12 protein-coding genes are annotated in these 12,877 nt (G+C 71.4%); 9 read left to right on the top strand and 3 right to left on the bottom strand.

Translation table 11 applies throughout. The features are described from left to right. The first annotated feature begins 206 nt into the window (after positions 1-206). The 9 genes from ACFZCY_RS09995 to ACFZCY_RS09955 all read left to right on the top strand — a co-directional run bounded on the left by ACFZCY_RS09995 (position 207) and on the right by ACFZCY_RS09955 (position 9,572). Entirely contained in the window at positions 207-869 is a 663-nt protein-coding gene (locus ACFZCY_RS09995) for a DUF4097 family beta strand repeat-containing protein (protein WP_391170829.1), read from the top strand. A 15-nt stretch (positions 870-884) separates the two neighbouring features. Beyond that, the gene (locus tag ACFZCY_RS09990; protein WP_391170827.1) at positions 885-1,847 is read left to right on the top strand and encodes an ATP-binding cassette domain-containing protein; all 963 of its coding nucleotides are present in this window, start codon (positions 885-887) and stop codon (positions 1,845-1,847) included. Continuing rightward, positions 1,844-2,686 carry an ABC transporter permease gene (locus tag ACFZCY_RS09985; protein WP_391170824.1) on the top strand — a complete coding sequence of 281 codons (843 nt, stop codon included), beginning with the start codon at positions 1,844-1,846 and terminating at the stop codon, positions 2,684-2,686. Before ACFZCY_RS09990 ends, ACFZCY_RS09985 begins: the two co-directional genes overlap by 4 nt. Before the next feature lie 388 nt (positions 2,687-3,074). Beyond that, positions 3,075-4,697, top strand: coding sequence for an ABC transporter substrate-binding protein (locus ACFZCY_RS09980; protein WP_391172097.1), 1,623 nt, complete (start codon positions 3,075-3,077; stop codon positions 4,695-4,697). 3 nt (positions 4,698-4,700) lie between these two features. Beyond that, positions 4,701-5,624, top strand: coding sequence for an ABC transporter permease subunit (locus tag ACFZCY_RS09975; RefSeq protein WP_391170822.1), 924 nt, complete (start codon positions 4,701-4,703; stop codon positions 5,622-5,624). Next, positions 5,617-6,678, top strand: coding sequence for an ABC transporter permease subunit (locus ACFZCY_RS09970; protein ID WP_391170820.1), 1,062 nt, complete (start codon positions 5,617-5,619; stop codon positions 6,676-6,678). The genes ACFZCY_RS09975 and ACFZCY_RS09970 overlap by 8 nt, the downstream gene beginning before the upstream one ends. A gap of 2 nt (positions 6,679-6,680) precedes the next feature. After that, a complete protein-coding gene (locus ACFZCY_RS09965) occupies positions 6,681-7,742 on the top strand; it encodes an oligopeptide/dipeptide ABC transporter ATP-binding protein (RefSeq protein WP_391170818.1) in 1,062 nt (353 codons plus the stop codon). Further along, positions 7,681-8,757 carry a dipeptide ABC transporter ATP-binding protein gene (locus tag ACFZCY_RS09960; RefSeq protein WP_391170816.1) on the top strand — a complete coding sequence of 359 codons (1,077 nt, stop codon included), beginning with the start codon at positions 7,681-7,683 and terminating at the stop codon, positions 8,755-8,757. Before ACFZCY_RS09965 ends, ACFZCY_RS09960 begins: the two co-directional genes overlap by 62 nt. Positions 8,758-8,786: 29 nt before the next feature. Beyond that, positions 8,787-9,572, top strand: coding sequence for a GNAT family N-acetyltransferase (locus tag ACFZCY_RS09955; RefSeq protein WP_391170814.1), 786 nt, complete (start codon positions 8,787-8,789; stop codon positions 9,570-9,572). 16 nt (positions 9,573-9,588) lie between these two features. Here ACFZCY_RS09955 and gap read toward each other — a convergent pair whose 3' ends face one another. The 3 genes from gap to ACFZCY_RS09940 all read right to left on the bottom strand — a co-directional run bounded on the left by gap (position 9,589) and on the right by ACFZCY_RS09940 (position 12,750). Then, positions 9,589-10,587 (bottom strand): type I glyceraldehyde-3-phosphate dehydrogenase, encoded by a 999-nt coding sequence (gap, locus tag ACFZCY_RS09950; protein WP_391170811.1) that lies wholly within the window; start codon positions 10,585-10,587, stop codon positions 9,589-9,591. 121 nt (positions 10,588-10,708) lie between these two features. Beyond that, the gene (locus ACFZCY_RS09945; protein WP_391170809.1) at positions 10,709-11,665 is read right to left on the bottom strand and encodes a DJ-1/PfpI family protein; all 957 of its coding nucleotides are present in this window, start codon (positions 11,663-11,665) and stop codon (positions 10,709-10,711) included. A 26-nt stretch (positions 11,666-11,691) separates the two neighbouring features. After that, positions 11,692-12,750, bottom strand: coding sequence for a hypothetical protein (locus ACFZCY_RS09940; protein WP_391170807.1), 1,059 nt, complete (start codon positions 12,748-12,750; stop codon positions 11,692-11,694). Positions 12,751-12,877 lie beyond the last annotated feature (127 nt).

Below are 12,877 nucleotides of genomic sequence, written 5' to 3'. Positions count from 1 at the left end.
TCCGTGAGGTGGCCAGCATAGCGTTCACGTCCAATTCATTGCAACGCGCGGTGGGCTGTTGTTGCATTGCGCTTCAGGGTTACTGCAACGATTTTATGGTCTTGAGCTGCGTAGATGCCACTTCGCTGCAACGAGTGCATTGCCGAGATTGTGAATGCAACGTAGCGTTTCTCATGTCAGAAACGATGAGACGCAGGGAGAGAACGATGCAGAAGTTCGACACCCCCACCCCGATCTCCGCAGTCCTGGACATTCCCGCGGGGCGCGTCCAGATCATCGCCGCCGACCGGGCCGACACCGCGGTCGAGGTCCGGCCCGCGAAGGCCTCGAAGGGCCGCGATGTGAAGGCGGCGGAGCAGACCGAGATCGCCTATGCCGACGGAATCCTGCGGATCGGGGTCCCGGCGAAGAGCCAGCGCCTGGGCCCCTCCGGATCCATCGAGGTGACGGTCCAGCTGCCCGCCGGTTCCCGCGTCGAGGCGAAGGCGGCCGCCACCGAATTCCGGGCCGTCGGACGCCTCGGCGACGTCGCCTTCGACGGCGCGTACCGCCAGATCAAGATCGACGAGGCCGCGAGCGTCCGCCTCACCGCGACCGACGGCGACGTCGAGGTCGGCAGGCTGGGCGGCTCCGCGGAGATCAGCACCCAGAGAGGTGACATCCGGATCGGCGAGGCCGGGCGCGGCTCGGTCGTGCTCCGCACCCAGTCCGGCGACATCTCGGTGGTCGCCGCCCCCGGCGTCTCGGCCTCCCTGGACGCCCGCACCTACTACGGCCGCGTCATCAACCAGCTCAAGAACGACGGCACCGACGAGCTCGACATCCACGCCACCGTCTCCAAGGGCGACATCACCGCCCGCAGCCTCTAGAAGGAGCCCCCTCCCATGACCAGCTTGGCCATCGCGGCGAACGGGCTGCGCAAGTCCTACGGCGACAAGCTCGTGCTCGACGGCATCGACCTCGCGGTGCCGGCCGGAACGGTCTTCTCCCTGCTCGGCCCGAACGGCGCCGGCAAGACCACCGCCGTCAAGATCCTCTCCACCCTCATCGGCGCCGACGCCGGGTCCGTGCACGTCGGCGGCCACGACCTGGCCGCCGACCCGCAGGCGGTGCGCGCCGCGATCGGCGTCACCGGGCAGTTCTCCGCCGTCGACGGGCTGATCACCGGCGAGGAGAACATGCTCCTCATGGCGGACCTGCACCACCTGTCCAGGCGCGAGGGGCGGTGGGTCACCGCCGAACTGCTGGAGCGGTTCGACCTGGTGGAGGCGGCGAAGGAGCCCGCCGCCGGCTACTCCGGCGGCATGAAGCGCCGCCTGGACATCGCCATGACGCTGGTCGGCAGCCCGCGGATCATCTTCCTCGACGAGCCGACCACCGGCCTGGACCCGCGCTCCCGCCGCAGCATGTGGGAGATCATCCGCGAGCTGGTCTCCGGCGGCGTCACCGTCTTCCTCACCACCCAGTACCTGGAGGAGGCCGACGAACTGGCCGACCGCATCGCGGTCCTGAGCAACGGCCGGATCGCCGCCGAGGGGAGCGCCGATGAGCTGAAGCGGCTCATTCCCGGCGGATACGTACGGCTGCGCTTCACCGACCCGGCCGCCTACCAGTCCGCCGCCGTCGCCCTGCGCGACGCCACTCCCGACGACCAGGCGCTGGCCCTGCAGCTCCCCAGCGACGGCAGCCAGCACGAGCTGCGCTCCATCCTCGACCGGCTGGAGACCGCCGGCATCGAGGCCGACGAGCTGACCGTGCACACCCCCGACCTCGACGACGTGTTCTTCGCCCTCACCGGCTCCAGCGTGCCCGCCCAGAAGAACCAGCCCAAGGAGACTGTCCGATGAGCACCTCCCTTGCTCCCACCCGCCCGGGCCCCCTGGCCCCCACCCGCCCGTCCCGGATCTCCCTCGCCGTACGCGACGCGGCCACGATGCTCCGCCGCAACCTCCTGCACGCCCGGCGCTACCCGTCGCTGACCCTGAACCTGCTGCTCACACCCGTCATGCTGCTCCTGCTCTTCGTCTACATCTTCGGCGACACGATGAGCGCCGGCATCGCCGGCGGCGGCGCCGGCCGCTCCGGCTACATCGCCTACGTCGTCCCCGGCATCCTGCTGATGACCATCGGCAGCACCGTCATCGGGGCCGCGGTGTCCGTCTCCATCGACATGTCCGAGGGCATCATCGCCCGCTTCCGCACCATGGCCATCCACCGCGGGTCCGTCCTCATCGGGCACGTCGTCGGCAGCGTCCTGCAGTCGATCGCCAGCGTGGTCCTCGTCGGCATCGTCGCCGTGGCCATCGGCTTCCGTTCCACGGACGCCTCGCCCCTGGAGTGGCTGGCGGCGTTCGGGCTGCTCGCGCTCTTCGCCCTGGCGCTCACCTGGATCGCGGTCGGGATGGGCATGGTCAGTCCGAACGCCGAGGCGGCCAGCAACAGCGCGATGCCGCTGATCATCCTGCCGCTCATCTCCAGCGCCTTCACCCCGATCGACGCGATGCCCGGCTGGTTCCAGCCCATCGCCGAGTACCAGCCCTTCACACCCGCCATCGAAACCCTGCGCGGCCTGCTCCTCGGCACCGAAATCGGACACAACGGGTCGCTCGCGGTCGCCTGGTCCATCGGCCTGGCAGTGCTCGGCTACCGCTGGTCGACCGCCTCGTTCAAGCGCGAACCGAAATAACCCGGCATGAACACGCGGGCGGCCTCCCGCACCTCGTCCCACCCGGGGCGGCGTCCACCGACACCACGTCGGAGGACGCCGCCCTTCGGCGTTCCATCGGCGTTCCGGACAGCAAGCGGTGGACTTGAATCGATTAAAATTTTCGAACAGGAGCTTGAATCGCCGGGAATCATGGGCCACAGTGGCATAGAAAGCGCTTGCCGAGCGCGGGACGTACCGCTCGGCTCGCGCTTTACCAATGGCGTTTCCTGGTGCCACCGGGCCGCTGCCACGGACAGCGGTCACCGGCGTGCGCGCCGCCCTGCCCCGGTGTGTGATGAGGGCCTAAGGCGGATCTTGGACCGGGTCCTCGGGAGGCGCCATGCGCGGAGCCCAGCGCGTCATGCGTATCAGGCGCGCCATGCGTGTGCGGTGCGTCCTGTGCGCCCTCTGCGTGACCGCCGTCCCGGCCGTGGCGGGCTGCGGTGGCGACTCCGGTTCGGCCGAGGGAATCGTCCGCTCCTCCTGGGGCGATCCGCCGAACCCGCTGGAGCCCGCCAACACCAACGACGTCCAGGGCGGCAAGGTCCTCGACATGATCTTCCGGGGGCTCAAGCGGTACGACCCGGCCACCGGTGAGGCCAAGGACGCGCTCGCGGACCGTATCACCACCGACGACCAGCGCACGTACGCCGTCACCATCAAGAAGGGGCGGCGCTTCGGCAACGGGGAGAAGGTCACCGCGAAGTCCTTCGTGGACGCCTGGAATTACGGGGCCCTGCTCGACAACAAGCAGCGCAACGCCTACTTCTTCGAGTACATCGAGGGGTACGACAAGGTCCACCCCGCCACCGGCCGCCCCACCGCCCGGACGCTCTCCGGGCTGCGGGTGACGGGGGAGCGGACCTTCACCGTCCGGCTCACCCAGAAGTTCTCCTCCTGGCCCAAGACGCTCGGCTACAACGCCTACGCGCCGCTGCCCCGCGCCTTCTTCACCGACCACGGGGCCTGGCTGAGGAAGCCCGTCGGCAACGGCCCCTACCAGGTGCGGTCGTACGACAAGGGCTCGGTCATGAAGCTGCGGGCCTGGGGCGGTTATCAGGGCCCCGACAAGGCCCGTAACAAAGGCGTCGACCTCCGCGTCTACACCGACAGCAACACCGCCTACACCGACCTCCAGGCGGGCAATCTCGATCTGGTGGACGACGTCCCGGCCCAGCAGCTGAAGTTCGTCCGCTCAGACCTCGGCAACCGCTACATCAACCAGCCCGCCGGGATCATCCAGACCCTCACCTTCCCCATGTACGACCGGGCGTGGAGCGGGCCCGCGCGGGCGAAGCTGCGCCGCGGCATCTCCATGGCGATCAACCGCGCGCAGATCACCGACCGGATCTTCCGCGGCACCCGCACCCCCGCCACCGACTGGACCTCCCCGGTGCTGCGACGGCAGGGCGGCTACCAGCCCGGGCTGTGCGGGGACGCCTGCACCTACGACCCGGACCGGGCGCGCAAGCTCATCCGGGAGGGCGGCGGGCTGCCCGGCGGCCGGATGACGATCACGTACAACGCCGACACCGGCTCCCACAAGGACTGGGTCGACGCCGTCTGCAACAGCGTCAACACCGTGCTGCGCAGCGACCGGGCGTGCGTCGGCAAACCGGTCGGCACCTTCGCCGACTACCGCAACAAGATGGCCGGGAAGCGGATGACCGGCCCCTTCCGGGCGGGCTGGCAGATGGACTATCCGCTGATCCAGAACTTCCTCCAGCCGCTGTACTACACGGACGCCTCCTCCAACGACGGCCACTGGAGCAGCGCCGGCTTCGACCGGCTGGTGAACCGGGCCAACGCCGCCCCCGCCGACACGACGGCCATCACCGCCTTCCAGGACGCCGAGAAGATCCTCGCCCGGCAGATGCCCGCGATCCCGCTGTGGTACCAGAACGGCAGCGCGGGCTACGCCTCCCGGCTCCACGATGTGACGCTGAACCAGTTCAGCGTGCCCGTCTACCACCAGATCAGGGTCGGCTGAGCCATGAGCCGCTATGTGCTGCGGCGGCTGCTGCAGATGATCCCGGTCTTCCTCGGCGCCACCTTCCTGATCTTCTTCATGGTCTACGCGCTCGGCGACCCGGTCGCCGCCCTGTTCGGCGACAAGGCCCCCGACCCCGCCACAGCGGCCCGCATCCGCAAGGACCTCTACCTCGACGAACCGCTGTGGAGCCAGTACGTCCACTACATGGGGCAGGTCTTCGGCGGCCACTTCGGCACGGCCTTCAACGGACAGCCCGTCACCGAGCTGATGGCCGGGGCCTTCCCCGTCACCCTGCGGCTCACCGTCGTCGCCGTCGTCTTCGAGATGGCGCTCGGCATCACCCTCGGCGTGCTCGGCGGACTGCGCCGCGGCCGGGGCCTGGACACCTCGGTGCTGCTGCTCACCCTGGTCGTGGTGTCCATCCCGACGTTCGTCAGCGGCACCGTGCTGCAGTACGTGTTCGGCGTGCGGTGGGGCTGGGCCCGGCCGTCCGTCGCGCCCGAGGCGCCGTTCACCGAACTGCTGCTGCCCGGCGTGGTGCTGGGGCTGGTGTCCCTCGCGTACACCACCCGCCTCACCCGTACCTCGCTCGTGGAGAACGCCCGCGCCGACTACGTCCGCACCGCCGTCGCCAAGGGGCTGCCGCGCCGCCGGATCGTCGTCCGGCATCTGCTGCGCACCTCGCTGATCCCGGTGGTGACCTTCATCGGCACCGATGTCGGCGCGCTCATGGGCGGGGCCATCGTCACCGAGCGGATCTTCAACATCCATGGCGTGGGCTACCAGCTCTACCAGGGCATCCTGCGCCAGAACTCGCCGACCGTGGTCGGCTTCGTCACCATCCTGGTGATCGTCTTCTTGCTCGCCAATCTGCTCGTCGACCTCCTCTACGCCATGCTCGACCCGAGGATCCGGTATGCCTGAGCCCTTTGAACCCCTTGAGTCTTTTGAAACGTGCTCCGATACGCCCTCGGACCAGCCGGTCGACCTCGCCGCCACCGGCACCGCGACCCTGGAGGGCGGCCCACGGAGCCGACCGTGGCGCCGCCGCACCCTCCCGCGCCTGCGCATGCGCCTCCGCCCGCGCCTCAGCCGCGCCGCGCGCCGCCCGGCCGCCGCGGGCCCGGGGCAGGGCTCCCGCGGGCTGTGGTCCGACGCCTGGCACGATCTGCGCCGCAACCCCGTCTTCGTCCTCTCCGCGCTGGTCATCCTCTTCCTCGTCACCATCGCGGTCTGGCCGCAGCTGATCGCGGACGGCAATCCGTACCAGGGCAACCTGGCCAAGGCGCAGGACGGCCCGGCCTCCGGCCACCCCTTCGGCTTCGACCTCCAGGGCCGGGACGTCTACACCCGCACCGTCTACGGCGCCCGCGCCTCCATCACCGTCGGCATCTGCGCCACCGCGGGCGCCGCGCTGCTCGGCAGCGTGCTCGGTGGCCTCGCCGGATTCTTCGGCGGCTGGTGGGACGCGCTGCTCTCGCGGATCGCCGACGTCTTCTTCGGCATCCCGATCCTGCTCGGCGGGCTGGTCTTCCTGTCGGTGGTCACCAGTGGTTCGGTGTGGCCGGTGGTGGGCTTCATCGTGCTGCTGGGCTGGCCGCAGATCTCCCGTATCGCCCGCGGCTCGGTCGTCACCGTCAAACACCAGGACTACGTGCTCGCGGCGCGCACCCTCGGGGCGAGCAACGGCCGGATGCTGCTGCGGCACATCGCGCCCAACGCCGTCGCCCCCGTGATCGTCGTCGCGACCATCGCGCTCGGCACGTACATCGCGCTGGAGGCCACCTTGTCCTTCCTCGGCGTGGGGCTGAAACCGCCCACCGTCTCCTGGGGCATCGACATCTCGTCCGCGTCCACCCAGATCCGCAACGCCCCGCACATGCTGCTGTGGCCCGCGGCGGCGCTCAGCATCACCGTGCTCGCCTTCATCATGCTCGGCGACGCGGTGCGCGACGCCCTCGACCCGAAGCTGCGCTAGCCGTGGCCCGCCTGCTGGACGTACGGGACCTGCGCGTCGCCTTCCGCACCCGCGACGGCGTCGCCGAGGCCGTCGGCGGGGTGAGCTACGCCGTCGACGCCGGGCGGACGCTGGCCGTGCTGGGCGAGTCGGGGTCGGGGAAGTCCGTCACCGCCCAGGCCATCATGGGCATCCTCGACTCCCCGCCCGCCTTCGTCACCGGCGGCAAGGTGTTCTTCCAGGGGCGCGATCTGCTGACCCTCAGCCGCGAGGAGCGCCGCCGGATCCGCGGCGCCAAGATGGCGATGATCTTCCAGGACGCGCTGTCCGCCCTCAACCCGGTGCTCCCGGTGGGCGCCCAGCTCGCCGAGATGTACCAGGTGCACCGCGGCATGTCGCGCAAGGACGCCCGGGCGCGGGCCGTCGAGCTGATGGACCGGGTCCGCATCCCGGCAGCGGCGGCGCGGGCCGGGGACTATCCGCATCAGTTCTCCGGCGGGATGCGCCAGCGCATCATGATCGCCATGGCGATCGCGCTGGAGCCGGAGCTGATCATCGCCGACGAGCCGACCACCGCGCTCGACGTCACCGTCCAGGCCCAGGTCATGGACCTGCTGGCGGAGCTGCGCCGTGAGTACGCCATGGGGCTCATCCTCATCACCCACGAGCTGGGCGTGGTCGCCGACGTCGCCGACACCATCGCCGTGATGTACGCGGGCCGGATCGTGGAGACCGCGCCGGTGCGCGACCTGTACCGGCGCCCCGCCCACCCGTACACCCGCGGACTCCTCGACTCCATCCCGCGCGTGGACCAGCGGGGCGGCGAGCTGTACGCGATCAAGGGGCTGCCGCCCAGCCCGCTCGCGGTCCCCCCGGGGTGCCCGTTCAACCCCCGCTGCCCGCGCGCCCGCGACCTCTGCCGCACCGACCGGCCGCCGCTGTACGAGGTGACGGACACCGGGGCGACGGATGCGAAGGCCAACGGGCGGGCCAGCGCCTGCCACTTCTGGAAGGAGGAGCTGCATGGCCTCGACCCCCTCGACCCCCTCGGCACCGCCGGTACCGTCGGTCCCCTCGGGGGCTGACCCCGCCCCGGCCGTCCTCGAAGTACGCGGGCTCGCCAAGCTCTATCCGCTCACCCGCGGCGTCCTGGTCAAGCGGCGGACCGGCGCGGTCCGGGCGGTCGACACGGTCTCCTTCGACCTGCGGCGCGGCGAGACCCTCGGCATCGTCGGCGAGTCCGGGTGCGGCAAGTCCACCCTCGCCCGGCTGCTGGTCGGCCTGGAGCGGCCGACCGCCGGTTCGATCCGCTACCGGGGCGAGGACATCGCGCGGCTGTCCGGGCGCGCACTGCGGGCCGTTCACCGCAACATCCAGATGGTCTTCCAGGACCCGTACACCTCGCTCAACCCCCGCATGACGGTGGGGGACATCGTCGGCGAACCGTACGAGATCCACCCCGAGGCCGCCCCCAGGGGCGACCGCCGCCGCGCGATCCAGGACCTGCTGGACGTCGTCGGCCTCGACCCCGGGCACATCAACCGCTATCCGCACCAGTTCTCCGGCGGTCAGCGCCAGCGCATCGGCATCGCCCGCGGCCTCGCCCTGCGCCCCGAGATCATCGTCGCGGACGAGCCGGTGTCGGCGCTGGACGTCTCGGTACAGGCACAGGTGGTCAACCTGCTCGAACGCCTCCAGGACGAATTCGGCCTCGCCTACGTCTTCATCGCCCACGACCTGTCCGTGGTCCGGCACATCTCCGACCGGGTCGCCGTGATGTACCTGGGCCGCTTCGCGGAGACCGGCACCGGCACCGAGATCTACGACCACCCGACCCATCCGTACACCCAGGCCCTGCTGTCCGCCGTCCCCGTCCCCGACCCCGAGGCCCGCGCCCGCCACCAGCGCATCCTGCTCACCGGCGACGTCCCCTCCCCGGCCGACCCGCCCACCGGCTGCCGCTTCCGCACCCGCTGCTGGAAGGCGCGTCCCCGCTGCGCGGCGGAGGCGCCGGGGCTGGCGGTGCCGCCGGACCTGACGGGTGCCGCCGCCCACCCGTCGGCCTGCCACTTCGCGGAGGAGCGCGCCCCGGTCGGCTAGACCGTGGCCGGACGCCTACGATCCGGACCATGCCGCAGAACGACCTTCAGCGCGCCGTCGACTTCCGGCTGCTCTTCGCCCGCCGCCAGTCCGCCGAGGTCAGGCCGGTGCCGGGCGGGTTCCTGGTCCGGCACGACCGGTACGCGCGCTCGCACGAGCACAACCAGATCCACATCGACGGGCCCGTCGAGCCGACGGAGCTTCCCGCCGTCGCCGACGCGGCCATGGCGGGGATGCCGCATCGCCGGATCACCGTTCACGACGACCGGCTCGGGCTCGCCGCCGCGCCCACGATGACCCTGGCGGGGTACGAGCACGCGGTCGAGGTGGTCATGACCCACACCGGGCCCGTGCCGGAGCCGGAGCGGCAAGACGTCATGGAGCTTGACCTGGGGCCCGCTCCGTACGGCCCGCTGTGGCGGGCCCTGGCGGCGCAGCAGCGCCGGTGGATGCCGGACGCGGACGAGGAGACGGTGCGCCAGCTCGTGGGGCGGCGCGAGGCCCGGCGGGACGGGGCCGAGGTGGTGTCCTTCCTGGCCGCCCACGAGGAGAACGGCGACGTCGTCGCCTGGGCCGACCTCTACATGGAACCCGCCGACGGCATCGCCCAGATCGAGGAGGTGGCCGCCGCCGAACCCTTCCGCCGCCGCGGCCACGCGAACGCCGTGCTGTCCGGCGCCCTCCAGCGCGCGTCGGCCGCCGGATGCGCCCTGCGCTTCCTCGTGGCCGACGGCGAGGACTGGCCGCGGCTCTGGTACGCCCGCCGCGGCTTCGTCCCCGTCGGCCGCGCCCACGTCTTCTCGCGCTTCCGCTGACGGCCGGCGCCGCCCGTCAGCGGCCGGCGAGGAGTTCGAGCGTGTCGATCACGCGGTTCGAGAAGCCCCACTCGTTGTCGTACCAGGCGACCACCTTGATGTGGCGGCCGTCGACGCGGGTGAGGGCCGAGTCGAAGATGGCCGAGGCCGGGTTGCCGGTGATGTCGGACGACACGAGCGGGTCGTCCGAGTACTCGAGGACGCCGGCCAGCGGCCCCTCCGCCGCTGCACGGTACGCCGCCAGCACGTCGTCGCGCGTCACATCGCGGGCGACGGTCGTGTTGAGCTCGACGATCGAGCCCACCGGAACCGGTACGCGGATCGAGTCACCCGACAGCTTGCCGTCGAGGTTCGGCAGCACGAGGCCGATCGCCTTGGCGGCGCCCGTCGTGGTCGGCACGATGTTGACACCGGCGGCGCGGGCGCGGCGGGCGTCGCGGTGCGGGCCGTCCTGGAGGTTCTGCTCCTGCGTATAGGCGTGCACCGTCGTCATGAAGCCGTGCTCGATACCGGCCAGCTCGTCGAGCACGGCGGCCAGCGGCGCGAGCGCGTTGGTGGTGCAGGAGGCGTTCGAGACGATCGTGTGCAGCTCCGAATCGTACGCGTCGGTGTTCACCCCGTAGGCGAGCGTGACGTCGGCGCCGTCCGACGGGGCGCTGACCAGGACCTTCTTCGCACCCGCGTCGAGGTGGGCGCGGGCGGCCTTGGCCGAGGTGAAGCGGCCGGTGGACTCCAGCGCGACATCGACGCCGAGTTCGGACCACGGCAGCCGCGCCGGATCGCGTTCGGCGAGCACCTTGATGCGCCGGCCGTCGACGACGAGGGTGTCGCCGTCGACGGTCACCGGGCGGCCGAGCCGGCCGGCCGTGGAGTCGTAGGCGAGGAGCCGGGCGAGGGTGGCGGGCTCGGTGAGGTCGTTGACGGCGACGATCTCGAGGTCGGTGTCGCGTTCGAGCAGGGCGCGCAGCACGTTGCGCCCGATGCGGCCGAATCCGTTGATGGCGACGCGAGTCATGAATGCCCCTTGCTGTCTCTGCGGCTCGTCTGGGTTCGTCACCAGCCTCGCGGGCGGAATCCGGTGGTGGCAGTGGCGTGAGCGCCACGGTTCACAAGGATCGCGCCACGCGGGTGGGCCGCTACTCGCCTTGGGTGAACGTGCGCCGGTACTCGGTCGGCGTGGTGCCGAGGATGCGCTGGAAGTGGAGCCGCAGATTGGCGCCGGTGCCGAGACCGACGTCGGTGGCGATCTGCTCGACGCTTCGCTCCGAACGTTCCAGCAGCTCACGGGCGACGTCGACGCGGGCGCGCATGACCCACTGCATCGGGGTGTACCCGGTGTCCTCGGCGAAGCGCCGCGAGAACGTGCGCGCGGACACCGCCGCGTGCCGGGCGAGCACGTCGAGCGTGAGGGGCTCGCCGAGCCGGCTCAGCGCCCACTCACGGGTCGCCGCGAACCGCTCGCCCAGCGGCTCGGGCACGCCGCGCGGCACGTACTGCGCCTGACCGCCGCTGCGGTACGGGGCCGCGACCAGGCGCCGGGCCGCGTGATTCGACGCGGCCACCCCGAGGTCGCCGCGCAGAATGTGCAGACACAGGTCGATCCCCGAGGCCGCACCGGCCGACGTCAGCACGCTGCCCTCGTCGACGAACAGAACGTTCTCGTCGACCTGGACGAGGGGATGCTTCGCCGCGAGCGCCCGGGTGTAGTGCCAGTGCGTCGTGGCGCGCTTGCCGTCGAGCAGGCCCGTGGCGGCGAGCGCGAAGGCCCCCGTCGAGATGGCGGCGAGCCGCGCGCCCCGGTCGTGGGCGTCGATCAGCGCGTCGCGGACGGCCTCCGGCGGATCGTCGCGGTCCGGAAACCGGTAGCCGGGGATGAACACGATGTCGGCCCACGCGAGCGCGTCGAGACCCTGGGCGACGTGGTACGACAAGCCGTCGCCCCCCGTCACGAGCCCGGGCGCCGCGCCGCACACCCGCACCTCGTACGGCATGCTCGCCCGGGTCGTGAACACCTGCGCGGGAATGCCGACGTCGAGCGGTTTGGCGCCGTCGAGCACGAGGACGGCGACGCGACGCAGACGGGAGGCCGGCACGGGAACAGGCTACGTGGACGGGGGGATCAGCGCTGCGTGCGGCTCGCCCACACCGGGGCGCCCGCGTCGTTGTACAGGCAGAAGTTGCCGTCGTTCTGGATTTTTGCGCTTGTGGCGTGCAGGTCCATCCCCGTCGCCCAGACCGCGTTGTGGTCGCGGTCGTAGAGCACGAAGTTTCCGTCGGTCTGCAAGGTGGCGCAGTTGCCGCGGCCCAGGGCGTCCGGAGCGGCCCAGACGGGCTGCCCGTCCCGGTACAGGACCAGGTTGCCGTCCTGTTGCATCCGCAGCTCGGTACGCCCGTCGCGCGAGGGCCAGCTCGCACCCATGCAGAGTTCGCTGTTCGGTCCCCAGGCAGCGTCTCCCGCGCTCCCCGCGACGCTCTTCTTGTCCTCGGGCTTCGCGGACGTCCGCTTGGGGGACGGTTTGTGTGCGGCGTTGGTCGGCGTGGCGGACTTCGGGCCCTTGGACGGGAGCGGGGAGCGGGCCGCGGGGGGCGGCGCCTTGGGCCCCTTGGACTTCGGCTTCTTCTGAGGGCTCCGGCTGGGTTCCGGGGAGGCCGCCTCGTACACCCCGGCACGCGCGCCTTCGCGTTCGAGGACCTTCGTCGCCGCCTTCGAGTCGTCCCGGCCGTCCTTCTCCGAGGAGCCGAGCTTCCCCGCCACCACGAGCAGCGGCACGGCCAGCAAGAGCGCTCCGACTATCGCGGCCCCCGCGAGCACCGGCCGCCGCGGACCGCCCGGCGGCTGCGCCGGCCCCGGTGCCCCGGCGGACGGACCCGGGCCGCCCGCGGTGGCGGTTTCCGCGATGCTGCCGCCCTCGTGCTCCTCGGTGCGTGAGACGCGGGAAGCCGCCGCGGCCGAGGCCGATGCGGAAGCCGGAGCCGGAGTGGATGTCGATGCCGGAGCCGGGGCGGGATCGGCACCCTTGTCAGCCGCGGACTCGGCCTCGGCCTCCCGCGGCGCGGGGGTGGCCGGACCGGAGGAGTCGGGGGCGGCCGGGGCCTCCCGCTCGGCGGGTTCCGCCGCCGCGGCCGCGTCTCCCGCGCCGAACGCCGCGCCCGACGCGTCTTGCTTGCGGACAGTCAACTTCCCACCGCATTCCTGAGAGCCGCCCCGCATGCGTCTCGCAGCGGGCTGCTCATTAGAAGCGCCGCCCCGCGTTCAGGTCAAGCAACTCATGTGCAACCTGGGGCAGTTGTAGGGAAATCCGGCT

The organism is Streptomyces sp. NPDC007983, from assembly GCF_042958345.1.
In the GTDB taxonomy this organism is placed as follows: Bacteria; Actinomycetota; Actinomycetes; order Streptomycetales; family Streptomycetaceae; genus Streptomyces.
This window is presented reverse-complemented; position numbering and strand designations above follow the sequence as displayed.